This window comes from Streptomyces sp. NBC_01474, assembly GCF_035918215.1.
Classification (GTDB): Bacteria; Actinomycetota; Actinomycetes; order Streptomycetales; family Streptomycetaceae; genus Streptomyces; species Streptomyces aureus.
Genome location: NZ_CP109449.1, coordinates 788,129 through 812,083, shown reverse-complemented (window position 1 = coordinate 812,083; position 23,955 = coordinate 788,129). Strand labels below are relative to the sequence as shown.

Genomic DNA, 23,955 nt, shown 5'->3' with positions numbered 1-23,955 from the left:
TGGCGCTGCGCAGAGACAACGCAGGAGTCTTCCGGCCCGACGCACACGATCGTGGGGCGCGCGCCGCCCTACGGAAGGATGGCGTCGATGTATCCGCCGTCGGCCCGCAGCGCGCCGCCCGTGGTCGCGGACGCCAGGTCGGAGCTCAGGTACACCACCATGTTGGCGATCTCCTCGGGTTCGATCAGGCGCTGCAACAGGGACTGGGGGCGGTACTCGCGCATGAAGACGCGCTGCGCCTCGTCCCACGGCAGGTCGCGGTCGACGAGTTGGTACACGAAGTCTTCGACGCCGCCGGTGTGAGTAGGGCCCGCGATGACGCAGTTCACGGTGACGCCGGTTCCCGCGGCGTGCTTGGCGAAGCCGCGGCTGACCGCGAGCAGAGCGGTCTTCGACATGCCGTAGTGGATCATCTCGGCGGGGATCACCACCGCGGAGTCGCTCGCGATGTACTGGACGCGCCCCCGGCCGCGTTCGGTCATCCGCGGCAGGTACAGCCGCGTGAGCCGGACGGCGGCCAGCACGTTCACCTCGAAGTAGCGGCGCCATTCGTCGTCCGTGATGTCCAAAGGGTTCTTCGCGTCGAAGATACCGAGATTGTTGATGAGGATGTCCACGTCAGGCAGCGTTTCCCAGGCGCGTTGAGCGCCCTCCTCGGAACCGACGTCGGCGGCGACCGGAACGAATTCGCCGTCCGGCACGCCGACTTTGAGCTGCTCGACGGCCGCCTCCACCCTGCCCTGGTCGCGTCCGTTGACTCCGACCCGCGCGCCGGCGCGGGCGAGTCCGGTCGCGATCGCGGCTCCGATGCCTTGCGTGGAGCCCGTCACCAGAGCGGTCCGGCCCGAAAGGTCCAGGTGCACGTCTTGTTCCCTTACTGGAATGAGTCGGTGATCGGCGGGTCGTCACGAGACTCTTCCCGCTAGCAGACCCCCGGTGATGTCCGGGCACCCGGAATTGGGGCCGAACGGGTGGGGAGCGGTACGGCTGTTACGCGCTTTTGGGTGACGTGATGTCGCGAGACGCGGCAGAAAGCCGGGCCGGAGTCGTGCGGGGTAACGGCCGAGGCGTCAACTTGGTGCCTTCAGTGCATAAATGGACGATACATGTGAGAGCAACAGAAATATGGACGACGTGTAACCACCTTCACGCCGTGCACACATTCAGGACGATCTGTTGGCAAGTTGTGCGTTCTCGGCCACCGGGCCGGGACCCGCACATCGCAGACCTGCGGCGCACTACGCCGGTACACGGGTCTGCAGTACAAAGTGAAGGGGCATTCATGTCCGCTTTCATGTCAGTCACTGCCCGCCGTGCGGCTGCCGCCGCCCTCGCGGCCGGCGCGCTGGTCGGCACGTTCGCCGCGTCGGCATCGGCCGACGCCGATGGCCGCCCGCACCGCGACCGCGTCGAGATCTCCGGCGCGCAGTACGACTCCCCGGGCTGGGACAACGGCACCAACCGCTCCCTCAACAAGGAGTGGGTCGATGTCACCAACACGTCCCGCCACGCGGTGAACCTCGACGGGTGGACGCTGTCGGCCAGAGACGGTCGCACCTACACCTTCCATCACTACCGCCTGGCGGGCCGCGCGACGGTCCGCGTCCACACCGGTGTCGGGCGCGACAGCGGCCGTGACGTGTACCAGGACCGTCGCAGGTACGCGTGGGACAACCGCTCCGACACCGCCACCCTGCGCGATGACCGCAACCGGAGGGTCGACACCCTTTCCTGGGGCGGCCACCGCGACGACCGCGACGACCGCGGGCACCACGGCGACGACCGCGGCCACCGAGGCGGCCACCGCTGACCTGACCTGAACCTGCCCGCGGGACTCCCAGCCCGCGGGCAGCGATGACCCGCCTCGGAGGGGGCGTTCCGCAGCACTATCTGCGGGACGCCCCCTCTTGGCTGCCGACGACGCCACGGCTACCGCTGCGACGTCACCCGTGCCAGTCGTAGCGGCGCTCCGGTCGGCCGGCGACGCCGTAGCGCAGTGACACGCCGGCGCTGCCGGTGCCGTGGAAGTACTCGAGGTAACGGCGGGCGCTCACACGGGAGATGCCGGTCAGGGCGGCGCATTCCGTGGCGGACAGAGTGCCGTCAGCCTCGCGCAGGGTGCGTTCGACCATCGCGGCGGTCTCGACGCTCATACCCTTGGGCAGGCCACCGCCCGGAGCGCTCAGGGCTGTTCCGCCCAGCACGCGGTCCACGTCGGCCTGGCCCCGTACGACCGCGGAGAGCAGCCGGCGGCGTCGGGCGGCGTACCGCTCGAGCCGGGGGAGCAGGTCCTCGAAGTCGAAGGGCTTGAGCAGGTAGTCGACCACGCCGCGGCGGACCGCACGGCGCACCGTCTCCGCTTCCTGGGCGGCGCTGATGACCATGATGTCGCAGTCGTGGCCTGCGGAGCGCAGCCGCGGTATGAGATCGAGACCGAAGACGTCCGGCAGGTACAGGTCGAGCAGGATGAGGTCGGGGCGCAGTTCCTCGACGGCGTCGATCGCCTGTTGCCCTGTGTGCGCGGTGCCGATGACGCGGAACGGCACGACGCGCTCGACGAAGGTGCGGTGCACCCGGGCCACCATGAAGTCGTCGTCCACGACGAGCACGTCGATCCAGTCGTCTCCGGCGGCCGTGTCGTGCGGGGCGGTCATCGGATACCTCCGTGGATACTCCGCCCTTCGGGGCGGTAAGGAATCGGACTCCTGCGGGGCAGGGCAGCGGGCTGGGATGCGCTGCCAGGGCGGAGCGCAGTGTTCTGACCCGCGGGTTTGAACGTCTCGTGTGGCGACGGTAGTTTGCGAGTGTGACCACGAGCCATGTGAAGCGGGCGTTCAAGTACCGCTTTTATCCGACGGATGCGCAGGCAGCGGAGCTGTCGCGCACGTTCGGATGTGTGCGGAAGGTCTACAACTTGGCGCTTGCCGCTCGGACCGAGGCGTGGGCGCGGCAGGAGCGGGTCAACTACAACCAGAGTTCCGCGATGTTGACGGCGTGGAAGAAGACCGAGGAACTGGCGTATCTGAACGAGGTGTCGTCGGTTCCGCTCCAGCAGGCCTTGCGGCACCTGCAGGTGGCGTTCACGAACTTCTTCGGCAAGCGGGCCAGATACCCGCGCTTCAAGAGCCGGAAGAAGTCGCGGAAGTCCGCCGAGTACACCGCCTCGGCGTTCCGTTTCAGGGACGGTGAGCTGAGTCTCGCGAAGATGAGCGAGTCTCTGCGCATCGTGTGGTCGAGACCGCTGCCGGACGGCGTGAGTCCTTCCACGGTGACCGTGTCGCAGGACGCGGCCGGACGCTGGTTTGTCTCCCTGTTGTGCGACGACCCCGGCATCAAGCACCTGCCGACCACTGATGCCGCCATCGGCATCGATGCCGGTCTCGACCACCTCCTGACCTTCTCGACGGGCGAGAAGATCGCCAACCCCAGGCACGAGCGCCGCGACCGGGTCGCACTTGCGAAAGCTCAGCGCAGGCTGGCGAAGAAGGCCAAAGACTCGGTGAACCGGGCCAAGGCCCGGCGCAAAGTGGCCAAGATCCATGCCCGGATCGCAGACCGCCGACGCGATGCCCTGCACAAGATCACCACTCGGCTCGTGCGTGACAACCAAACGCTCGTGATCGAGGACCTGACCGTGCGCAACATGGTCAAGAACCGGAAACTGGCCCGCGCCATCAGCGATGCCGCGTGGTCTCAGTTCCGGAGCATGCTGGAGTACAAAGCCGCCTGGTACGGGCGTGAGGTGATCGCCATCGACCGGTGGTTCCCCTCCTCGAAACTGTGCTCCTCCTGCGGCGCCTTGGCTGACGAGATGCCACTCAACGTCCGCACGTGGACGTGTGACTGCGGCACAACCCACGACCGGGACGTGAACGCAGCGAAGAACCTTCTGGCCGCCGGGCAGGCGGTTACAGCCTGCGGAGCTGGTGTAAGACCTCAACGGAGTTCTCCGGGCGGGCAGTCGGCGATGAAACAGGAAACCTCACGGCGCGAGCCGTAAGGAGCCCCTCCCTTCAGGCGCATTCCCACCGTCGTAGCAACACCACAGGTAGATAGGTGTGTTGCATGTTCGAGTACCACCGTGGCAGCAAGCCAGGGGGGACAGCCCGTGTACAAGCGCGACGAAAGTTCGTCGAGCTCGTTCGAGAGGGCATGGGAATCAAAGAAGCTAGTCACACTGTCGGGGTCAGCTACAGAACGGGGAAGGTCTGGGTCAATGGCAGGGCAGCCAGCAGCAGTAATGGGGCCCGGCTCCCGCTGCCCGAGTTCAGGGAACCCGTCACATGTGACCTTGCGTCCGGGAATTCTCGCTATCTGAACGAGGAGGAACGTGGCCACATCAGTGATTTGCTGCGAGAGGGCCGTTCCGTCCGTGCCATCGCTGCTGCGCTCGGTCGGAGCCCATCGACCGTCAGCCGGGAGATCCGACGTAACAGGAATGCGAATGGCACCTACCGGCCCCACTCGGCACAAAGGCGTGCGGCTGCGCGTCGACCACGCCCCAAAGCTCGGAAGATTGAGAGCTATGGGGAACTGAGGACTGTCATCCAGTCCCTCCTGGACAAGAAGTGGAGCCCTCGACAGATCGTGCAGTGGCTGCGCCTCAAGTATCCAGACAGAGAAGATATGTGCATCGGCGTGGAGACCATCTATCGGTCCCTCTATGCCCGCGGGAACCTGCTCGAGCGCGAAGCGAAGAGGGTGCTGCGGACGCGTCGACACCGCCGCCGGCCTCGCTCGATGGCACGCCACCATCGGGCCTCCGTCTCCATCACCGGGATGGTCATGATCAAGCAGCGTCCGACGGAAGCTGATGACCGCCTTGTTGCGGGACATTGGGAAGGCGACCTGATCACCGGGCCGAACCTTGGGGGCTCTGCCATCGGCACGCTGGTGGAACGAACGACTCGCTACACAAAACTCCTGCATCTGCCCGGCAAGGGTGCGGTCGCCGTGAGGGAGGCTCTGACGTCCGCCATGATGGAATTTCCCGCGCAATTGCGGCGATCGGTCACATGGGACCAAGGTGGGGAGATGGCGCATCATCAGCAGTTCACCAAGGCCACTGGAGTTCCGGTCTTCTTCTGCGACCCTGCCAGCCCTTGGCAGCGAGGCACCAATGAGAACACCAACGGCCTTCTGAGGCAGTACTTTCCGAAGAGCACCGACCTATCCGTCTTCACTCGCATCGACCTCGATTCCGTTTCTGCTGAACTCAACGAACGACCCCGCGAAGTGCTGGATTGGGCGACGCCGGCTGACCGGATGGCCGCTCTTCTAGCCGCGAGCTGACACGCGGTGGCGCGGTAGCATGCTCCACCGTCATGTCTCGATGAGAAGCCAAGACTGAACGTCTAAGTCCACCGCCGTTCGAATAGAAGAGCGGCACGGAAAGCATCACGTGTTGCAACGATCTATGGAATGCGCCTCAGGGAGGGGAGCGTCAACCGGGGACTCCTTCGGGCGCCGGCGCCATATCGGCGGGGTGACCGAGGGGCATGTGGGCGGTGAACATGGCGCCGTCGGCGGTGTTGGCCACCGATATCTCGCCGCTGTGGCGCTCGCAGACGAGCTTGGTGAGGGCGAGGCCGATCCCGCGCTCGCCCTCCTGGGCGGCCTTGGTGGTGAATCCGTGCGCGAAGACCTCCCGAGCCACTTCGGGCGGGAGGCCGGGGCCGGAGTCCCGGACCACGACCTGCACGCTGGAGGCGTCCTGCCGCAGCTCCACCTCGACCCACGCGTCGCCGGTGTCGTCATCGGAAGCGGCGGCGTCCACCGCGTTGTCGACGAGGTTGCCGATCACGGTGGCCAGATCGGCCGCGTCCTCCGGTGCCAGCCGGCCGAGTGCGGTCCCGGCGGAGATCCGCAGGCTGACCTTGCGTTCGGCAGCGAGGGAGGACTTCGCCATCAGCAACGCGGCGATCGCGGTGTCGCGCACGCGCCGGGCGAGTGTCACATCGAGCGATTGGCGGCGCTGGTTGAGGGCGCGGATGTAGCGGACCACTTCGTCCTGCTCCCCGATCTGGATCAGACCGGAGATGGTGTGGAGCTGGTTCGCGAACTCGTGGGCCTGCGCGCGCAGCAGCTCGGAGGAGCTGCGGAAGGAGCCGATCTCCCGTTCCAGTTCGGCCAGTTCGGTGCGATCGCGCAGGGTCGTCACCGAGCCGAGCAGCCGGCCGTCCTTCATGACGGTCATCCGGTTCATCACCAGCAGACGCCCACGGCGGATCACCACTTGGTCGTGGCGGTCGGCCTCGCCGTGCCGGGCCCCTACGAGTACGTCCCGCAGCCGCCCCTCGAAACCCAGGTCGTCAACGCTCTGCCCCACGCAGTCCTCGGGCAGGTCGAGGAGGCGTCGGCCCACGTCGTTGACCAGCGTGAGACGGAGCTGCGGGTCCAAGGCGACGACGCCCTCCGCGATCCCGTACAGCATCGCCTCGCGGTGCTCGGCGAGGCCGGCGATCTCGCGCGGCTCCAGGCCGTACGTCTGGCGTTTGACCCGTCGGGCGAGGAGCCAGGAACCCATCACACCGAGCCCGCTCGCGATGCCCAGGTAGGCGAGCAGGTACGACGAGGCGCCGCTGAGCCGCTGCCACACGGTGGGAGAGGCCTCTCCGATCATGACGGTGCCGAGCTGCCGCCCGAGCGTCTGCCTCGCAGCGCTCAGAACCGGCACCTGGGCCACCAGCTCGCGGCTTCCGTCCAGCGTCAGATCGCCGGACCAGCTGCGGCCCCGGGCAACCCCCGCTCCCAGGTTCAGCCGGTCACCCACCACCGTGGGGTTGGTGGACGAGACGATGCGGCCCTGTGCGTCGGCCACGGTCACTGATGTGACGCCGGACTGCGCCAGCGTGGAGTGCACCAGCGGGGCCAGTGCCTCCTCGGGAGCAGGCCTCACGAGCTGGCTGCGGACCAGGGGGTTGGCGCCCAGTTGCTCGGCCAGCGCGTCGACCTTGCGGCCTTCGACCCGTTGGAAGGTGGCCTCGGACTGGGCGAGCGAGAAACCCGCGACCGCCAGCAGCACCACCACGACGATGGCGAGCTGGAGCACCAGCATCTGGCCCGCGAGGGTATGGCGGCGGAACGTCGTGACCACAATTAACTCAATCTTTGCTACGGACACAACGTGGGCGGCTCGCGTGCCATGTCGGACAATCATGACGCCCGGCAGTTGAAATCGAAAGCGAGGTGCCATGAGAGGTCCCGCACGTGCCCTTCTCGGCACCGTCGCCGTACTGACAGTCCTCACCGTCAGCGCATGCGGGGTGATTCCGAGCGGGCAGGCGCAGTCGGACCGCGATCTGCGGATCATGGTGCCCAACACACCCGGTGGTGGCTACGACACCACGGCCCGGACCGCGGCCCGGGTCATGGACGAGACGCACATCGCGCCGGACGTGCAGGTGTTCAACCTTCCCGGCGCGGGCGGCACGGTCGGCCTGCAGCGCCTCGTCGACGAACGAGGCAATGGAGACCTGGCGCTCCAGATGGGCCTCGGCGTCGTGGGAGCGTCGCACGAGGCGAAGGCGGATGTGACGGTCGCCCGGACCACACCGATCGCCCGTCTCATCGAGGAGGCAGGTGCGGTCGTCGTCCGCAAGGACTCGCCGTACAGAACGGTCGGCGACCTCATCACCGCGTGGCGAAGGGCCCCCGAACGCCTCGCTGTCGGTGGCGGATCATCCCCCGGCGGACCGGATTACCTGCTGCCCATGGAGCTGGCGAAGGCAGTCGGCATCGACCCCAAGAAGGTCGACTACGTCGGCTACGGCGGCGGTGGCGGCGACTTGCTGCCGGCGCTGCTCGACGGCGAGGTCGACTTCGCCACCAGCGGTCTGGGCGAGTTCCTCGACCAGGTCGACAGCGGCCAGCTGCGGGTCCTCGCCGTCACCGGTGAGCATCCGGTCGAGCCTCTGGCCGGGGTCCCGACGCTCAAGTCGTCGGGCATCGACCTGGTCTTCAGCAACTGGCGGGGCATCGTCGCCCCGCCCGGCATCAGCGACGCCGACAGACAGCGCTGGGTCGATGCGTTGACCGAGTTGCACCGGTCCAGGCGGTGGCAGGCCGAGCTCGTCCGGCACGGCTGGACCGACGCGTTCGCCACCGGCGACACGTTCGCGGCCTACCTCACCCAGCAGGACAAGCTCGTCGCCGATCTCGCCGCCTCCCTCGGACGGGAGTGACCGGGCGGTCGTCCACCGACGGCTCGCTTCGATACCGAAGACCTTCACCACGGGCAGCTGCCCGACGTGATCCCACCCACCCATGACCGGGACGGTCCGGCCCCCGTGCGCGCGGGCTCGCCGAGCCATGCCCGTATTCCCCAGGCCGGACCGCGGCCAGTTCCCGAAAGGCACCCCTCCCGTATGACCTCGCACACCTGGTACCTGTTGCTCGTCCTCACGGTGGCGATCGGGCTGCTGATCTACTTGATCAACTCCCGGCTCCGCATCCACCCGTTCATCGCCCTCATCGTGGTGACCATCGGCACCGGGCTCGCCGCCGGTGAACCCGTGGCGAAACTGACCGCGTCCATCGAGGAGGGAGCGGGCGGCACGCTCGGTGACATCGGCCTCACACTCGCCCTCGGAGCCATGCTCGGCCGCCTGCTGTCCGATTCCGGCGCCACCGACGCCATCGCCCACGCCATCGTCGACCGCTCCAGCAACCGCAGGCTCCCCTGGCTCGTCGCGGCCGCGGCATTCGTCATCGGCATCCCGATGTTCTTCGAGGTCGGGCTCATCGTGCTGCTGCCGCTGATCTTCAGCGTCGCGCGCCGCCTGGAGGACGACGGCGCAACGAAGGGTTCTCCGTACGTGCTGCTCGGCGTGCCCGCCATCGCCGCGCTGTCCACCCTGCACGGCATGGTGCCGCCCCACCCCGGACCGCTGACCGCCATGACGGGCCTTCACGCCGACCTCGGCCTGACGCTCGGCGTCGGCATCATCTGCTCGATCCCGACCGTCATCCTGGCCGGACCTGTGTACGCCCGCTGGATTGCGCCCCGCCTGGCCGACGTACGGCCCGACCCCGTGCTCGTGGCCCAGTTCACCGGTGCCGACCGGAGCACCGCAGCCGGCACCACCACGGACACTTCTTCCACCGGTCCGGCCGAGGGGACGCACACCGACACTCTGCGGCGCGCCGGTGTGTCCACGGGACTGGCCGTCATCTCGGTTCTCATACCCGTCGCCCTGATGCTGCTGCGCACCCTGGCCGAAACCGTGCTCGACGAGTCCAGCACCTTGCGTGCGGCGCTCACGTTCGTCGGTGAACCGCTGGTGGCGATGCTCGCCGGTTTCCTGTTCGCGCTCGGTGTGACCCTCGTACGCGGTGGCCGCTCCAGCGAGGCGACCCGCGCCTCCCTGACGGACAGCCTCAAGTCCATCGCCGCGATCCTGCTCATCATCGGTGGCGGTGGCGCGTTCAAGCAGGTGCTTCAGGACTCCGGCATCGGTGACGCCATCGCCTCCGCGGCCGAGGGAGCCCACCTCAACGTGATCGTGCTGGGCTGGCTGATCGCCCTGCTCCTGTCCCTGACCACCGGTTCGGCCACCGTCGGCATCGTCTCGGCCACCGGCATCGTCGCCCCGCTGATCGGCACGGGTGGCGGGCTCGAGGCCTCGCTTCTGGTGGTCGCGATCGGCGCCGGCTCCCTGGGCCTCAACTACGTGAACCATGCCGGGTTCTGGCTGGTCAAGGAGTCCTTCGGCATGGACCTCACCCAGGCCACCAAGACACAGACCGTCGTGCAGACGCTGGTCAGCGTGATGGGTCTCGGGATGGCCCTGCTCCTGTCCGTCCTCGCCTGACCGGACGCGAGCGCTAGGAGTTGGACCAGTTGCGGGTTGACAGCACCAGCAGGTAACCGTCCGGGTCCTGGATCGTCACACCCCACGTGTCCCAGTAGGGGTTGTGCGCCGGAACCCGCTTGCCGCCGTGCTGTTCGAGGCGTTCCACGAGGGAGTCCGGTACCGGTTCGCCGAGGTAGATCACCAGTAGGTCCTCGGCGGTCGGCCGCGGCTCCACGGGCGCGGCGGGATCGTTGACGAGTTCCAGGTGCCAGGCCGCATCCGGCCAGCCGGCCATGAGAAGTGAGTGGTCGTCAGGCGTGCCGTCCGACGCATGCCGGTAGAGGACGTCGAGGCCGAGTCCCGAGATCCAGAAGCGTTCCGCCGCTTCGAGGTCACGCGTCGGACGGGCGATGCGCACATGAGCGGCGGCGTTGGCCGGCATCGTGTCAACTCCTGATCGGTGAGGACTTCTTTCCGACTGACAGGTCGTACGCCGAGCCTAACGAGCAAGCGATCACTCGCCCATCCGGCTCACGTCCTAGGTCTCCCGGTGGAACCCCGGCTCCTGCGAGCCACCTGCGGGCGCCTGCGCCGAGGCGATGTAGTCGTCGATGATCCGGCAGAGCCGCTGCCGGTCGAAGCTGGGGCCATGGCCCGGGCGGACGATCCGGACCGGGAGCTCGCGCAGACGTTTCATGGTGTGGACGTACTTCTCACGGTCGGATCCCGGCAGCTCGTCGAGGAGTACGTCGTCGTACACGACGTCGCCGCTGAACAGAGTCCCGTCCGCTTCGTCGAAGAGAGCGATGCTGCCCGGACTGTGGCCCGGCAGATGCAGCACGGTCAGCGCACGGTCGCCGAGATCGATGCGGTCACCGTCGCGGAGGTGACGGGTGACGTGTGCGGGGCGCAGTTCGTAGCTCGACGGGTCGTAGCCTTCGTGCGGGACCGCGGAGATCAGCAGCGGGGGCACGTCGAAGTCCTGGAGGCCGTCTTGAGCGGCCCATACAGAACCGAGCAGCGATCCGAGTTCCGGTGACTCCACGGCTTCCAGCGGGTGCGCCCAGCAATGGGCGAACGCGTGGGCCGCACCCATGTGATCCAGGTGGGCGTGCGTGAGGACGACGGTCGGTTCGCGAGCGGTGAGCTGTGCGACGAGCGCCGGAAGGTCGCCCACTCCCAGACCGCAGTCGACGAGGAGATCGCGGTCGCGGCCCCGGACCAACCACGTGTTGGAGTCGAGCAGTTCGTGGACGTGGGGTTCGTCGATCAACGTGAGCGTGCTGTCGATCGCGGTGACCCTGAACCAGTCCTGGACTACGGGGAGTGCCGGATGGGTTGCCATCATGTGTCCTTGATCTGGGGTCCGTCGGCGTGACCGCGGGTCCGGGCGTGGCGTCGTCCGATCGCCTGGCTACGTGTCGGTCCTGTCGTGGTCCTGCGTCGCGGCGAGGGTGCCTTCGTCGAGCCCGAGGATGCGTTCCGCGGTCGCGGTGATCAGCTCGCGGACCTCGGCGTAGTCGATCTTCGTGCGCATGGCGGCCTGGGGACTGAGGCCGTCGATGAGGACGAGGATGTGCATCGCGGCGTAACCGGCGTTGTCGAGGCGGAAGCAGCCTTGTGAGACCCCGGCCTCGATGTGTGCCTGCAGCCGGTCCTGGGCGGCGTTCATCTGCCGTGTGACCGCGGTGAGCAGTGCGGGACGGCGCCGGCTCGCCTGCCAGGCGTCCAACCACAACAGGCTGACGAGGTCGCGGTCCTGGTGCAGCCACGCCTGCATCAACTGGCGCACCTGGTCCACCGGATGGTCCGTTCGCGCCGCGTGCTCGAAGACCGCGTCGTTGTCGGCGGTCGCTGCGTGGCTGAAGGCCGCGGCGATGAGTTCGTCGGCGGACTTGAAGTGATAGTCCACCAGGCCCGGTACGACGCCCACGGCTTGGGCGACCCGCTTCGCCGTCAGCTTGTCCAGGCCCTCGCTCACGGCGATCACGCTCGCGGCCCGCAATATCTCCGCGCGCCGCTCGCCCGCGGGCAAGCGGCGTCGTCCGGTCCGTGAGGTTGACCTCATGACCTGGGATGCTATTGATGCCCACCCCAACAAGCAACTGGTGCGCATCCCAATAGTGGGTTTCCGGAGGTCAGGATGGCGTTGAGGGCAACCGGCGGCACCAGTGAGGGGCCAGAGCGGGGCGAGCCGGTCACCGACCGCGCCGGTCATGTGGAGACCCACGGCGTCGACCACATCCCGGACCCCGATCGCCACGGTCGGCCACGTTCCCTGTTCACGGTGTGGGCGGCCTCCAACATGAACTACCTGTACATCGTGCTGGGCGGCGCGATGGTGCTGCTCGGCCTCGACATCTGGCAGTCCTTCGCGGTGATCGTGGCCGGCAACCTGCTCTGGGCGGGCGTGGGTTACCTCGCGATCAGCGGCCCCAGCTCCGGAACGCCGAGCTGGGTGGTGACGCGGGCGATGTTCGGCGTCCGCGGCAACAGATTCCTCAACGTGACGCTCGGGTGGACCGTCGCGGTCGCCTACGAGGCGATCGGCCTCGCCCTGGGAGCCCTCGCCGGGTTCGCACTGGCCGAGCAGTTGGGTATCCACGCGAACACCCCGGTCAAGGTGGCGATCGTGCTGGTCACCGCGGTCGTGACGTTCTCCATCAGCGTGTACGGGCACGCCACCATCGTGCGGTGCAGCATCTGGTTCACCTGGGCGCTGACCGCCTGCGTCCTGGTCCTGGCGTACTACGTGCTGCGCCACACGGACTGGGGCTACCGGACACCTGCCGCCACCGCGGTCCACGGCCACGGGCTGTGGGCGCTCCTCGCCTCGGGATTCACGATCATGGTGGGTGGCCCCCTGTCATGGAGCAGCAGCGCGGACTACGCCCGCTATCTGCCCGCCGGCACCTCACGCAAGGCGGTGTGCTGGTGGACGGCCGTCGGCGGTTTCGTGCCCGCCGTCCTGCTCAGCGGACTCGGCGTCCTGGCCGGGACGGCGGTGGACATGACCGACGCGCAGACGTCACTGAAGACGGTCGTGCCCGGCTGGTTCTATCCGGTCTTCCTGCTGGTCGTCATCTTCGGCTCGATCACGAACAACGTACTCACCGCATACAGCGGCGGCCTGGCCCTCCAATCCGGCGGGATCCCCTGGAGCCGCGCGTTCACCGTCGTCTTCGACGCCTCCATCGCGCTCGGCCTGACCTTCTACTCCCTGTTCGTGTCCGACTTCCTCGACACCATGAACAGCGGTCTGGAACTCTCCGTCGCGTTCCTCGGCCCGGGGTTCGCGATCTACGCCGTGGACATCTTCCTGCGCCGCAACCGCTACGACGGAGTCGCGTTGCAGGACCAGACCCGCAACAGCCGCTTCTGGTACTGGCACGGCGTGAATCCCGCCGGTGCCGCCGCGATGGCCATCGGCGTCGGGGCGGCGCTCCTGTGTGCCAACACGAGCATCTACACCGGCCCGGTCGCAGCCGCCCTCGGCGGCGCCGACCTGTCCGCAGCCGTCGGGATGTCCCTGGGGGCCCTGGTCTACGCGGGATTGATGCTCCGTCAGCGGCGCTCGGGCTGAAACGGGATCCGAATCAGCAGAAGGGGGCCCCTGCCCGGCCTCGATGCCGGGCAGGGGCCCCCTTCCAGGATCTGCGACCTGGGATCCGCGCTCCGACTACGTCACCCGTCGGATTCCGGTGACGGAATGTAGGCGCCCGGCACGTCCTCGGGGGCGAAGATCTTGCTCTCGCCGGGGTACGGCTTCGACCACTCGTGCGTCTGGTACCACGTGAAGTGGTTCATCTGCGCGGGGTTCGCGAAGTCGGGCTTGGCGTCGCGCCCGGTCAGCCGCTGCTGCGACTTCCAGGCGTCCCACTGCGCCGCGAGCTTCTGCTTGTCCGCCGGTACCTTCGCCGAAGGCGCCGCCGCGGCATCGGGGTTCTGCGGGGCCGGGGTGTCCAGACCGCAGGAGGGCGGGGTCTTCAGACCCCCGGTGAGGGAGGTCCGGTTGGGCAGTGCCTTGAACGGCGTGACGTCCGCCTTCCGGCTGAACGCCCCACGCATCGGGCTGGCCGCGCTGTCCTTCTGGTTCATCGGGTGGACCCCGAGGATCTGCTCGATGGTGCGGATCATCGTGATCTGCGAGTAGTAGTGGCTGTCGACCACACCGTGCCTGGCCCAGGGGCTGATGATCTGGATCGGGGCGCGGTGGCCGTCGACGTGGTCGAGACCGGCCTGGGAGTCGTCCTCGACAACGAAGATCGCCGAGTCCTTCCAGTACTTGCTGTGCGAGATCTCGTCGACCATCCTGCCGACCGCGAGGTCGTTGTCCGCGACCTGGGCGGCGGCGTTCGCCGGACCGCCGGTGTGGTCGCTGGACAGCCAGAACATGTTCAGGTTGGCCGGACCGTTCTTCTCGAAGTCACGCTTCCAGATCTCGGACCGGTAGATGTCCGGGACGCTCGTGTCGAACTTCGGGAACCCGTGCACCGAAACCGAGTTGAGCGACGGGATAGGGGAGGACGACACCAGAGGGTAGGCGGTGTCCTGGCCGGTCGCCCCCATGTTCTTGGAGTCGCAGTACAGGTTCTGCCAGCTCGCGTCCGCCGGCTTCGTCAGGAACTGCTGGAACTCGCCGAAGTCCCGTACGGACTTCCCGGCCGCCTGGGCGCCGGTCCAGATGAAACCGGTGCGCTGGTGGCCGAGCGCGTCGTCCTCGGTGTCGTAACTGCGCGCGTACTCACCGGCCGAGGACTCGGTGTACTCCGGATCGTCGGCCTGCATCAGCCAGTTATGGCCCTCGGCGGAGTTCGTACCGATGTCGTACGTGTTGTCGTACAGGCCGAACTGCTTCGCCAGGGCGTGCTGGTTCGGCGTCACGTTCTCGCCGAACTGCGCCAGCGACGGGTCGCCGTTGCCCTCCGGGACGTCGCCGAGGACCTGGTCGTAGGTCCGGTTCTCCTTGACGATCAGGAACACGTGCTTGATCGTCGAGGGGTCGCCGAGCCGCTCCGGGACCGGCACCGGCTTCGGCTTCTTCTTGTCCTTGCCGTGGGCCAGTGTGACCGAGCCGCGGGTCCAGCCGTTCTGCTGGAAGACCTTGGCCGTCTCGGACTTGATGACGCGGTCGTTGGGCAGGGTGAACCGCTGCACGCTCGATGTCGTGTCGTGGGTGGCGTGCCCGGCGCCGGTGGTGGGACGACGGGCGTCGATTCCACGGGTGTTGGAGACGACCACCTGCTTGCCGACGGTGGCGATCTCCGCCGGGAAGTAGTCCGTCGGGAGCAGACCGACGTAACTGACCGGCTCCTGCGGGGTCGTGTACCGGTAGACGGCGACCGCGTTGGCTCGGCCGAGCGTCACCAGCAGATGACCGTCGTCGGTGAGCGTCACCGCGTCGGGCTCGTAACCGACCGACGACTCCGGCCACGGCTGCGTGGCGACGGTCTGCACGACCTTGTTCTTGGTCGTGTCGATGACCGACACGTCGTTGGTGGCGGTGTTGGTGACGAACAGCGCGTTCTTCTTGGCGTACAGCGCGGTCGGGTGGAGACCGACGTTGATGCTCGATACGGCGGCATCCGGGTTCGCCAGGTCGATGACGCTGACCGTGCCGGTGGTGGTGGAGGCGGTCACCGGGTCGGCGGGCACCTGGGTGTTGTAGGAGTTGATCGTGGTGTCGCCGGGCTTCGCCGGACGCCCGCCCTCGTTGCTGACGTAGAGCTTGCTGCCGACCTCGGCCATGTCACGCGGGGCGTTGCCCACGGACCAGCTCTGCCGGACGGCGCCGGTCGCCGCGTCGATGGCGACGACGCGGTTCTGGCCGTTGACCGCCGAGTAAACGGTGGAGCCGTCGGGCGAGAACACCGGCTCGCCCACCAGCGCGTGCTTGGGCCCGTCCGCCGGGATCTTGACGGACGTCGGATTGGCGACGCTGCCGTCCGGGTTCACGGTGAACCTGGTGTAGCCGTCGATCTGGCCCAGCCACAGCTGCGACCCGTCGGGCGAGTACGTGGGGCCTTCCTGGCCCACGTCGTTGCCGCTGATCCGCAGGTCCGCCGAGGCGGAGTTGCCGACGAGCTGCTGCACCTTCCAGCTCTTGAGGTCCACGATGGACAGCGCCATACCGCCGTCGGTGACCGAGGCCGCGAGGTGGGTGCCGTCCGGGCTGAGCGAGGACGACATGATCTTGCCGTTGTTGACGACGAGACGGTCGCCGTACGGGGCGATGTACTGGTCACTGGAGATGACCTGGCCCTGACGCGTCGTCTGGCCGACCTGGTCGGTGCCGAACTGGTGCGTCTGGGCGAAAGCGGTGCCCGCGGCGGCGAGGGCAAGAGCGGTGATGCCGGCCGTGGCCAGGGGCATCCGGCGGCCGATGCGTCTGCCGAGAAGGCCGGAACGGCCCTCCGCGGTACGCCTGCGACGGCGTGTGACCTGCATGGACTTATCCCTTCGAGGTAGAGAGCAGCTCGACGTTGCCGTCGAACTGCCAGAGCGGGTTCGGTCCGTCCCCGGTCGGGGTGCGCACCAGGAAGTAGCCGTTCACTTCCTTCGGTCCATCGCCGTCGGCCATGAACCGCCCGTCAGCGGTGACGTCGAGCTGATAGATGGCCGAGCCGGTGGCCTCGACGTCGGGGAGGTGCCAGGAGACGACGCAGCGCCAGTCGTTGCCCGGCCCATCGGCCGCGACCCTGACGCTGCCCTTGGTGCACGCCGCGCTCGCCTTGAGCTGCGCTTCGGTGACGTCGGGTCGGTTGAGCTGCTCGGTCTGCAGGCGGTAGAGATGAGCGAATGCCGTGGCGACCGAGCGCTGCACCTTGTCCTGCTCGATCCCGGAGCCCGTGGCCGAGGTCGCCGGGGCGACGGCGACGGCCGTCAGAACGAGGAGCCCGGCGAGCGGCAGGGCTCCGACGGTGATGGCGCGGCGCCCCGAGCCGTCGTGTGCCAGGTCGGTGAAGTCCCGCCTCAGGAAGAGGAAGTAGGCCAGCGTCGTCGCCGTCACCGCCCACAACAGGCTGACAACGATGCCGATGAAGAGCGGACCGAGCTGTGCCGGGCCGGTGAACAGACCGTTCCAGGCGATGAAGGCGTAGCTGGGCAGAGCGAGGCGCATCGCGACGGGGAGCGGCAGCATCTGGGCGAGCTGCATCGTGAGCGCGACGAGCATGGGCAGCAGGAGCCCCATCGGGGAGCGCCCGAGCGCGACGGACCCGAGCAGTCCGATCGCGGCGAAGGCCAGCGTCGGGGCGAGGACGCAGACCCAGGCGAGCAGGACCTGAACGGCCGCGTCTCCCGGCGACAACAGGTGGCCGTCGAGCCCGACCAGCGGCTGGTTGCCGACCGTCACGACCCCGCCCGCCGCGCCGGAACAGGCGAGCCCGGCCACGAGCAGCAGGATGACCGTGAGGCTGGCCAGTGCCTTCGCCGCGAAGATCCGCCGGGGCGAGCGGACCGCGACGAGCAGATGGCGCCAAGTGCCGAGCCGGTCCTCGGAGGCGAACACGTCACCGGCGACCACCGAAGTCAGCAGCGGGAGCGCCCAAGTGCCCGAGAATCCGAGTACCACCAGTGATCCGGCCCATCCCGTGGCGTGCATCCAGCGGCCGAAGAGTGTGTCGACGGGGAGCGAACTCTGCTGGCTCACCGCGGCGACGAAGAGTGCCGGCGCGATCCAGCAGGCGAGGACCAGCAGGCGGATCCGCCATTGCGAGACCAGCTTGACCAGCTCGAAGCGGTAGCCGCGCGCGACCGAGACACGCGGGGCGGCAGCGGTAGCGGCAGCGGGGCCGGCGGCGACGGTTGCGGTCATCTGCTGTTCTCCTGCTGCTCGGTGAGGGCGAGGAACGCCGCTTCGAGCGGCGACACCACGGGCGAGAGCTCGCGCAGCGCGATGTCCGCGTGCACGAGCCGCACCACCAGTTCGTCGAGGGCGGGCACCAGCGCGCGCACGACGAGCGCCTCGGTGTCGTGCCGTCCCACAGCGTCGTCGACGACGCGGATCCCGGAGGTGTCGGCCGCGAGACGGCGCGCGGCTTGCGGGTCGGAGGTCAGCAGCCGGTAGTCGAGCTCACTGTTCTCGGCGGCCAGCTTGTTCAGCGGGCCGGAGAAGGCGATCCGTCCGGTGGCGAGGATGGTGACCTCCGAGCACAGCGCCTCGACGTCGTCCATGCGATGGCTCGACAGCACGACGCCGGTTCCCTCCGCCGCGAGCCTGGCAAGGACGCCGTGTACGTGCTTCTTTCCTGCCGGGTCGAGGCCGTTGGACGGTTCGTCGAGTACCAGCAGCCGGGGCTTGGTGAGCAGGGCCGCGGCGAGCCCGAGCCGCTGACGCATGCCGAGGGAGAAGCCGCGGGCGCGGTCGTCGGCGACATCGGTGAGCCCGACCTGTCCGAGCACGTCGTCGATCCCCGACGCCCGTGCGTCGAGGCCGCGCAGGGAGGCCAACGCGGCCAGGTTCTGCCTGGCGGTGAGCGAGGGGTAGAGACCGGGACCGTCCACGAAGCCGGCGACACCCTCGGGAGCGGCGAGCGCCCGCCCGATGGGCGCACCCAGGATGTCCAGTTGGCCGTCGTCGGCGACGGCCAGGCCGAGCAGCAGGCCGAGCAGCGTCGTCTTCCCGGCGCCGTTCGGTCCGACCAAACCGTGGATCTGCCCCTGCACCACATCCAGATCGATGCCGTCGAGCGCGACGACGTCGCCGAAACACTTGGTGATCCCGCGAGCCCGTATTGCCAGGCGTTCGTCCATGAGTGCCTTCCTTGGAAACCTCCGAGGACCTTAGGGACGGCACACGACGCATGCGGGGACGGATGCTTGACGTCCGGGGAACGGGAGACGACCGGAATCCGTCACGCCGATGCCCGGTCGGTAGCGGTCGAAATGTCGAACAGTAAGTTTTTCAGGGGGAGTTGACGCGAGATCATCCAGAGCCTGCGCCAGCCAACCCCCCGGCATGGAGGCGCAGCCGTGACCGATGGACTGCCTGAGCACGCGCGGCTGCAGGCCATGACGGCGGTCGCGCGGGCCCACAGGGAGCACGAGCGGTACCGCTTCTTGCTGAAGCTCGAACACGCCGTCAGCCTGCGGACGGACGCCGACACCCTGAAGGTGCCGGCCGACGGCTGGCTGGAGCCCGGGACCGGCCCGGCGCCGGCGGAGCCGGGCGACGCGACCTCTGCCGCGGCCGGCTGCCCGGACCCCAGCGACCGTACGACGGTGGCGACCACCGGCGTCCTGTTCGCGGCGAGACGGCGTCGAACCGGTCGAACTGGCGGTGGTGAGAAGGCGGTTCGAAGCGACCGCCGACGAGGACGAGCGCCTGTCCGGTCGGCTCGCCGGACACATGGCGGTCGAGTGGCAGTGCCTGGACGCCCTGCTCACCTCGGAACTGGCCGACGCCGCACGGGCCCGTTACGCCGCACTTGCCCGCAGCGCCATGGCCGGCATCGCCTGGGGTGTGGACGCACACCTGCTGACCGCCGCGCTCGACGCGATGCGCAATCCGGACCTGACCCCGTCGGGGATCCGCGCCGACCCGGCCGGAGCGGCAGCTCTGCTGCGGACCGCGTCCTGGTTCGGCGACACGACGGCCACGACGACAGCCGAGCAGGCCGCTTCGCCCAGCCGCTCCGACCTCGACTGGACCGCCTACATCACGGCCCTCGAAGCAGTCGTCGCACCGACATGACCGTCCACGGATGACCAGCCGCGCCACCGGGCGCAGGCGCACGAGTGCTGACGGGCATGACAAGCTGTCCTTCCCATTGCCCGAACCCAGGAGGTCACCATGGCTGCAGAGTCTGCATCGCAGGAAGGTTCGGAGCCGACCGAGGCCGCGAACGAAGGCCTGGCGCCCGACGCCGACGGCCAGTACGACCTGAAGCGCAAGTTCCGCGAGGCGCTGGACCGTAAGCGCGGCATGCAGGCGGACGCCGCCGGCGGCGCCGCGAAGACCGGTTCGAAGATCCGCGGTGCGCACGGTCCGGCCTCGAGCCAGAAGTCGTTCCGACGCAAGAGCGGTGGCTGACCACGGCAGCGCTTCTTCGAAGGTGACGCGCCGCATGGCACGCTGAGCCCCCTGGGTCTGTGATCGTCTGGGAGGTTTGCCACGTGGCGCAGGATCGGCTGGCGGGGACCGTGGGTGACGCGGACGCCCGCGCAGAGGAGAACCGGCTCCGCAAGGACCTCGGTTTCTGGGGCCTGACCGCGATCGGCTTCTCCAACATCCTCGGCTCGGGCTGGTTGTTCGCCGCCCTGTACGCCGCCCAGACCGCCGGCCCCGCCGCACTGCTGTCCTGGATCGCGGCCGGCGCGCTCTGCGCACTGGTGGCCCTGGTCATGGTCGAACTCGGCGCCACCAGGCCGGAGGGCGGCGGCACCGTCCGGTGGCCGCTGTACGCGAGCGGCCGGCTGGTCGGCACGCTCGTCGGCTGGTCCGTCCTGCTCTCCGTGGGCGGCACCGCCGCCGAGATCAGCGCGATCATGCAGTACGCCGCCCACTACGTGCCCGGGCTCTACGAAGGTGGCAAGCTCACCGCGTCGGGCCTGGGCGTCGCCGCCGCGCTCAGCGTGCTGCTCACCGCGCTGAACTGGTTCGCGGTACGGATGTTCGCCCGCCTGAACAACCTGGTGTCGGTGTTCAAGGTCGTCGTCCCCGTGGTCACCATCGTCGCGCTCTTCCTGTCCGGCACCCACTCGGGCCGCCTCACCGAGCACGGCGGCTTCGCCCCCTACGGCTACGCCGCCTGCCTGACCGCGCTCGCCGGCGGCGGCATCGTGTATTCCGTGAACGGTTTCCAGGCCCCCCTGGACTTCTCCGGCGAAGCCCGCAACCCCCGCCGCAACGTACCCGCGGCCGTGCTCACCGGCATCGGCCTCGCGGTGCTGGTCTACCTCGGGCTCCAACTCGCGTTCCTGTTCACCGTGCCCGACTCGCTCCTCACGCACGGCTGGCAGGGCGTGAACTTCGATTCGCCGTTCGGCCAGCTCGCCCTCGTGCTCAACCTGCACTGGCTGGCCACGCTGCTCTACGCCGACGCGGTGGTCTCCCCGGGCGGTTCGGCGTACGTGGGCGTCGCCATCGACGCCCGCCACACGTACGCCCTCGCGAAGAACGGTCTGGTGCCCCGGTTCTTCATGCGCATCGACCCCCGCTCCGGTATCGCGCGCCGTGCCCTGGTCCTCAACCTCGTCGTCATCATCCTTTTCATGCTGCCGTTCGGCGGCTGGCAGGACATCGTGAGCGTGATGGGGGACATGTACCTCCTGATCTACGCCGCCTCGGCAGTCGCCGTCGCGTCCTTCCGGGCACACGACCGCGAGCGCGGAGTGCCCCTCGCGGACGGTCAGCTGCCGGGCGTGCGCTGGATCGCGCCGGTCAGCTTCGCCGTGGCCACCGAGTTCATCTACTGGTCCGGCTGGGAACACCTGCGGCTCGCCCTGCCCCTGGTCCTGGCGGGTGTCCCGCTGTACCTGCTGCAACAGGGCCGGACGGCGGGACGGCCCGTACGCGAGGAACTGCGTCAGGGGGCCTGGATCGTCTTCCACCTGGCGGCGCTGACCCTGCTGTCGTGGCTCGGCACGTTCGGTGGCTCCGGACGTCTGCCGGCCCCGTACGACACCGTCGTGGTCGGCGTCCTGGCCCTCGCGGTCTTCGTATGGGCGGTGCGCTCGGGCGCAGCCCATCTCCGTACGGATCCGTCCGCCGAGCGGGTGTTCTAGGCGGTGTGCGTGGCGTGAACCCGTCGGGCCGCCTGTTTGTGCAGGTCAGGTGCCATGGCCGCATGCGGGTGCCGAGAGTAGATTGGTTGATGTCAAGCAACTGACTCCGGCGGGAGTGATGCCCTGTGGCAAGGACAACCGCTGAGTCGGCCGCCGCACGTCGGGGTGGTCTCCGTGAGCCAGGACCGCGTGACAAGTGGATCGCGCTCTCCAACACCACGCTGGGCGTGCTGATCGCGACGATCAATATATCGATCATGCTCATCGCGTTGCCGGACATCTTCCGGGGGATCGGTGTGGACCCGCTGCAGCCCGGCAACACGAGTCTGCTGCTGTGGCTGATCATGAGCTACATGGTGGTCACCGCCGTGCTGGTGGTCAGCTTCGGCCGCCTCGGTGACATGTACGGCAGGGTCCGGATGTACAACATGGGGTTCGCGGTGTTCACCGTGTTCTCGGTGCTGTTGTCGGTGACCTGGATGCACGGCACGGCGGGCGGCCTGTGGCTGATCGGCATGCGGGTCCTGCAAGGCGTCGGCGGGGCGATGCTGATGGCGAACTCCAACGCCATCCTCACCGACGCCTTCCCCGCCCGTCAGCGCGGCCTCGCACTGGGGCTGAACCAGGTGGCCGGCATCACCGGATCCTTCGTCGGCCTCGTCCTCGGAGGACTGCTCGGGCCCCTCAACTGGCATCTGGTGTTCCTGGTGTCCGTACCGTTCGGCCTGTTCGGCACCGTGTGGGCCTATCTGAAGCTGCACGACACGGGCGTACGCGCGGGTGCCCGACTGGACTGGTGGGGCAACCTCACCTTCGCCGTGGGCCTGATCGCCGTACTTGCCGGCATCACCTACGGCATCCAGCCCTACGGCGGCGACATCATGGGCTGGGCCGACCCATGGGTGATCGCCGCGATCGCCGGCGGCATGGCGATGCTGGCCGTCTTCTGCGTGGTGGAGACCAGGGTCCCCGAGCCGATGTTCCACCTGTCGCTGTTCAGGATCCGTGCGTTCACCGCCGGGAACGTGGCCAGTCTGCTCGCGGCGCTCGGGCGCGGCGGCCTGATGTTCATCCTGATCATCTGGCTCCAGGGCATCTGGCTGCCCCGCCACGGCTACGGCTTCGAGCAGACCCCGCTGTGGGCCGGCATCTACATGCTTCCGCTGACCGTCGGGTTCCTGGTCGCGGGGCCCTTCTCCGGCTGGGCTTCGGACCGCTTCGGGGCCAGGGCCTTCGCCACCGGGGGCATGCTGCTGGCCGCAGCCACCTTCCTGGCCCTTCAAGCGCTGCCGGTCGACTTCAACTACCCTTCGTTCGCTCTCGTCCTGCTGTTGAACGGGCTCGGCATGGGCCTCTTCGCGGCACCCAACCGGGCGGCCATCATGAACAGCCTGCCGCCCGACCAGCGTGGGGTGGGTGCCGGGATCAGCACCACGTTCCAGAACTCGGCCACTGTGCTCTCCATCGGCATCTTCTTCTCCCTGATGATCGCGGGCCTGTCCGCCGCGCTCCCCGCCGCCCTCAACCACGGCCTGACCGCGCAGGGGGTGCCCGCCGCCGACGCCGCCAAGGTCGCCGCCCTCCCGCCCGTCGCCGTGCTGTTCGCCTCGCTCCTCGGTTACAACCCGATCCAGACCCTGCTCGGCCCGCACGTCCTCGCTCAACTGCCCCCGGGCCACGCCCACTACCTCACCGGGCGCGGCTTCTTCCCGGAGCTGATCTCCCAGCCGTTCGCCGACGGTCTGTCCGTGGCCTTCGACTTCGCGATCGCCGCGTGCGTCGTCGCCGCCATTGCTTCAATGCTGCGCGGCGGCCGCTACATCCATGACGACAGGCCTCTGCTCCAGCCGGTCCCGCTTCTGGCGCCCGCCCCACCCGCCTCGCCCGCACAGACGCCCTCGCCCCCGGCATCCCCGCCGACGCCCCGATCCGAGGGACCGTGATGACCTCCTCCTTCGACTCCGACGCCTTCGACTCCGAGCAGTCGGCGGAGCTCGCCGAACGGCTCCGTGCCGCGATCCAGCAGCTCCTCCCCGAACTGCGCGCCCAAGGCATGCAGAGCCAGCTCACCCCCAGTCGGCTCGCCGCGCTGGCGGCGCTCTCCGCGCACGGGCCGCTTCGCATCAGCGACCTTGCCACACGCATGGGCATCGCCCTGTCCACCGTCTCCCGCATGGTGGACCTGCTCGACGGCTTCGGATGGATCGAACGCCAGGCGGACCCGAAGGACCAGCGCGCCACCCTGATCGCGCTCAACGACACGGGCCAGGCGCTTCTTGACTCCACGCGCCGCCAGGCAGCCACCCGTCTGGCCGAGCGGATCCACCAACTCACCGCCGACCACCAGCACTCCTTGCACGACGCCCTGCCGGCGCTGGAAGCCCTCTCTGCGCAGCTCCCCACCGAACCGCCAGGGACCGGCCGACGCTAGGGC

20 protein-coding genes are annotated in these 23,955 nt (G+C 68.5%); 11 read left to right on the top strand and 9 right to left on the bottom strand.

The window, feature by feature from the left end:
* Nucleotides 1-68: 68 nt before the first annotated feature.
* Complete coding sequence (locus OG758_RS03935; protein ID WP_326708629.1) at nucleotides 69-863, bottom strand: SDR family NAD(P)-dependent oxidoreductase; 795 nt, start codon at nucleotides 861-863, stop codon at nucleotides 69-71.
* A 419-nt stretch (nucleotides 864-1,282) separates the two neighbouring features.
* On the opposite strand from OG758_RS03935, the gene OG758_RS03930 reads away from it, so the two are divergent.
* Nucleotides 1,283-1,810 (top strand): lamin tail domain-containing protein, encoded by a 528-nt coding sequence (locus OG758_RS03930; RefSeq protein WP_326708628.1) that lies wholly within the window; start codon nucleotides 1,283-1,285, stop codon nucleotides 1,808-1,810.
* A gap of 133 nt (nucleotides 1,811-1,943) precedes the next feature.
* Here the strand turns inward: OG758_RS03930 and OG758_RS03925 are convergent, their stop codons facing one another.
* Entirely contained in the window at nucleotides 1,944-2,654 is a 711-nt protein-coding gene (locus tag OG758_RS03925) for a response regulator (RefSeq protein WP_326708627.1), read from the bottom strand.
* A 152-nt stretch (nucleotides 2,655-2,806) separates the two neighbouring features.
* On the opposite strand from OG758_RS03925, the gene OG758_RS03920 reads away from it, so the two are divergent.
* Together OG758_RS03920 and OG758_RS03915 are read left to right on the top strand one after the other, a co-directional pair.
* On the top strand, nucleotides 2,807-4,000 hold the full coding sequence (locus OG758_RS03920; RefSeq protein ID WP_326708626.1) for an RNA-guided endonuclease InsQ/TnpB family protein: 1,194 nt from the start codon (nucleotides 2,807-2,809) through the stop codon (nucleotides 3,998-4,000).
* Between the two features lie 65 nt (nucleotides 4,001-4,065).
* Nucleotides 4,066-5,292: an IS30 family transposase gene (locus OG758_RS03915; protein WP_326708625.1), complete on the top strand. Its 1,227-nt coding sequence runs from the start codon at nucleotides 4,066-4,068 to the stop codon at nucleotides 5,290-5,292.
* 151 nt (nucleotides 5,293-5,443) lie between these two features.
* Here the strand turns inward: OG758_RS03915 and OG758_RS03910 are convergent, their stop codons facing one another.
* Entirely contained in the window at nucleotides 5,444-7,096 is a 1,653-nt protein-coding gene (locus tag OG758_RS03910; RefSeq protein ID WP_326708624.1) for a sensor histidine kinase, read from the bottom strand.
* Nucleotides 7,097-7,193: 97 nt separating this feature from the next.
* On the opposite strand from OG758_RS03910, the gene OG758_RS03905 reads away from it, so the two are divergent.
* Nucleotides 7,194-8,183, top strand: a complete 990-nt coding sequence (locus tag OG758_RS03905; protein WP_326708623.1) for a Bug family tripartite tricarboxylate transporter substrate binding protein — start codon at nucleotides 7,194-7,196, stop codon at nucleotides 8,181-8,183.
* A gap of 183 nt (nucleotides 8,184-8,366) precedes the next feature.
* Entirely contained in the window at nucleotides 8,367-9,812 is a 1,446-nt protein-coding gene (locus tag OG758_RS03900; protein WP_326708622.1) for a GntP family permease, read from the top strand.
* 13 nt (nucleotides 9,813-9,825) lie between these two features.
* On the opposite strand, the gene OG758_RS03895 is transcribed toward OG758_RS03900, so the two are convergent.
* The 3 genes from OG758_RS03895 to OG758_RS03885 form a co-directional block, all read right to left on the bottom strand.
* Nucleotides 9,826-10,236, bottom strand: coding sequence for a VOC family protein (locus OG758_RS03895; protein ID WP_326708621.1), 411 nt, complete (start codon nucleotides 10,234-10,236; stop codon nucleotides 9,826-9,828).
* A gap of 96 nt (nucleotides 10,237-10,332) precedes the next feature.
* Nucleotides 10,333-11,139: an MBL fold metallo-hydrolase gene (locus tag OG758_RS03890; RefSeq protein ID WP_326708620.1), complete on the bottom strand. Its 807-nt coding sequence runs from the start codon at nucleotides 11,137-11,139 to the stop codon at nucleotides 10,333-10,335.
* A gap of 69 nt (nucleotides 11,140-11,208) precedes the next feature.
* Nucleotides 11,209-11,862: a TetR/AcrR family transcriptional regulator gene (locus tag OG758_RS03885; protein WP_326708619.1), complete on the bottom strand. Its 654-nt coding sequence runs from the start codon at nucleotides 11,860-11,862 to the stop codon at nucleotides 11,209-11,211.
* A 75-nt stretch (nucleotides 11,863-11,937) separates the two neighbouring features.
* Here OG758_RS03885 and OG758_RS03880 point away from each other — a divergent pair, with 75 nt between their 5' ends.
* Nucleotides 11,938-13,377 carry a purine-cytosine permease family protein gene (locus tag OG758_RS03880; RefSeq protein ID WP_326708618.1) on the top strand — a complete coding sequence of 480 codons (1,440 nt, stop codon included), beginning with the start codon at nucleotides 11,938-11,940 and terminating at the stop codon, nucleotides 13,375-13,377.
* Between the two features lie 101 nt (nucleotides 13,378-13,478).
* Here the strand turns inward: OG758_RS03880 and OG758_RS03875 are convergent, their stop codons facing one another.
* The 3 genes from OG758_RS03875 to OG758_RS03865 are packed head-to-tail and all read right to left on the bottom strand — an operon-like array spanning nucleotide 13,479 to nucleotide 18,548.
* Nucleotides 13,479-16,241 carry a bifunctional YncE family protein/alkaline phosphatase family protein gene (locus OG758_RS03875; protein ID WP_326708617.1) on the bottom strand — a complete coding sequence of 921 codons (2,763 nt, stop codon included), beginning with the start codon at nucleotides 16,239-16,241 and terminating at the stop codon, nucleotides 13,479-13,481.
* A 4-nt stretch (nucleotides 16,242-16,245) separates the two neighbouring features.
* Entirely contained in the window at nucleotides 16,246-17,610 is a 1,365-nt protein-coding gene (locus tag OG758_RS03870; RefSeq protein ID WP_326708616.1) for an ABC transporter permease, read from the bottom strand.
* The gene (locus tag OG758_RS03865) at nucleotides 17,607-18,548 is read right to left on the bottom strand and encodes an ABC transporter ATP-binding protein (protein WP_326708615.1); all 942 of its coding nucleotides are present in this window, start codon (nucleotides 18,546-18,548) and stop codon (nucleotides 17,607-17,609) included. The genes OG758_RS03870 and OG758_RS03865 overlap by 4 nt, the downstream gene beginning before the upstream one ends.
* Nucleotides 18,549-19,077: 529 nt before the next feature.
* On the opposite strand from OG758_RS03865, the gene OG758_RS03860 reads away from it, so the two are divergent.
* The 5 genes from OG758_RS03860 to OG758_RS03840 all read left to right on the top strand — a co-directional run bounded on the left by OG758_RS03860 (nucleotide 19,078) and on the right by OG758_RS03840 (nucleotide 23,952).
* Complete coding sequence (locus OG758_RS03860; RefSeq protein WP_326708614.1) at nucleotides 19,078-19,488, top strand: hypothetical protein; 411 nt, start codon at nucleotides 19,078-19,080, stop codon at nucleotides 19,486-19,488.
* 99 nt (nucleotides 19,489-19,587) lie between these two features.
* Nucleotides 19,588-19,827 carry a DUF5302 domain-containing protein gene (locus OG758_RS03855; RefSeq protein ID WP_266570264.1) on the top strand — a complete coding sequence of 80 codons (240 nt, stop codon included), beginning with the start codon at nucleotides 19,588-19,590 and terminating at the stop codon, nucleotides 19,825-19,827.
* Between the two features lie 83 nt (nucleotides 19,828-19,910).
* On the top strand, nucleotides 19,911-21,521 hold the full coding sequence (locus tag OG758_RS03850; protein WP_326708613.1) for an APC family permease: 1,611 nt from the start codon (nucleotides 19,911-19,913) through the stop codon (nucleotides 21,519-21,521).
* 125 nt (nucleotides 21,522-21,646) lie between these two features.
* Nucleotides 21,647-23,464 carry an MFS transporter gene (locus OG758_RS03845; protein WP_326708612.1) on the top strand — a complete coding sequence of 606 codons (1,818 nt, stop codon included), beginning with the start codon at nucleotides 21,647-21,649 and terminating at the stop codon, nucleotides 23,462-23,464.
* The gene (locus tag OG758_RS03840; protein ID WP_326708611.1) at nucleotides 23,464-23,952 is read left to right on the top strand and encodes a MarR family winged helix-turn-helix transcriptional regulator; all 489 of its coding nucleotides are present in this window, start codon (nucleotides 23,464-23,466) and stop codon (nucleotides 23,950-23,952) included. Before OG758_RS03845 ends, OG758_RS03840 begins: the two co-directional genes overlap by 1 nt.
* Nucleotides 23,953-23,955: the final 3 nt, after the last annotated feature.

What these genes read in the sequence shown, in the direction of transcription:
- OG758_RS03930 (WP_326708628.1), top strand. Translation starts at nt 1,283, where the DNA reads ATGTCCGCTTTCATGTCAGTCACTGCCCGCCGTGCGGCTGCCGCCGCC.
- OG758_RS03925 (WP_326708627.1), bottom strand. Translation starts at nt 2,654, where the DNA reads ATGACCGCCCCGCACGACACGGCCGCCGGAGACGACTGGATCGACGTG.
- OG758_RS03915 (WP_326708625.1), top strand. Translation starts at nt 4,066, where the DNA reads ATGTTCGAGTACCACCGTGGCAGCAAGCCAGGGGGGACAGCCCGTGTA.
- OG758_RS03905 (WP_326708623.1), top strand. Translation starts at nt 7,194, where the DNA reads ATGAGAGGTCCCGCACGTGCCCTTCTCGGCACCGTCGCCGTACTGACA.
- OG758_RS03900 (WP_326708622.1), top strand. Translation starts at nt 8,367, where the DNA reads ATGACCTCGCACACCTGGTACCTGTTGCTCGTCCTCACGGTGGCGATC.
- OG758_RS03895 (WP_326708621.1), bottom strand. Translation starts at nt 10,236, where the DNA reads ATGCCGGCCAACGCCGCCGCTCATGTGCGCATCGCCCGTCCGACGCGT.
- OG758_RS03890 (WP_326708620.1), bottom strand. Translation starts at nt 11,139, where the DNA reads ATGGCAACCCATCCGGCACTCCCCGTAGTCCAGGACTGGTTCAGGGTC.
- OG758_RS03885 (WP_326708619.1), bottom strand. Translation starts at nt 11,862, where the DNA reads ATGAGGTCAACCTCACGGACCGGACGACGCCGCTTGCCCGCGGGCGAG.
- OG758_RS03880 (WP_326708618.1), top strand. Translation starts at nt 11,938, where the DNA reads ATGGCGTTGAGGGCAACCGGCGGCACCAGTGAGGGGCCAGAGCGGGGC.
- OG758_RS03875 (WP_326708617.1), bottom strand. Translation starts at nt 16,241, where the DNA reads ATGCAGGTCACACGCCGTCGCAGGCGTACCGCGGAGGGCCGTTCCGGC.
- OG758_RS03870 (WP_326708616.1), bottom strand. Translation starts at nt 17,610, where the DNA reads ATGACCGCAACCGTCGCCGCCGGCCCCGCTGCCGCTACCGCTGCCGCC.
- OG758_RS03865 (WP_326708615.1), bottom strand. Translation starts at nt 18,548, where the DNA reads ATGGACGAACGCCTGGCAATACGGGCTCGCGGGATCACCAAGTGTTTC.
- OG758_RS03855 (WP_266570264.1), top strand. Translation starts at nt 19,588, where the DNA reads ATGGCTGCAGAGTCTGCATCGCAGGAAGGTTCGGAGCCGACCGAGGCC.
- OG758_RS03840 (WP_326708611.1), top strand. Translation starts at nt 23,464, where the DNA reads ATGACCTCCTCCTTCGACTCCGACGCCTTCGACTCCGAGCAGTCGGCG.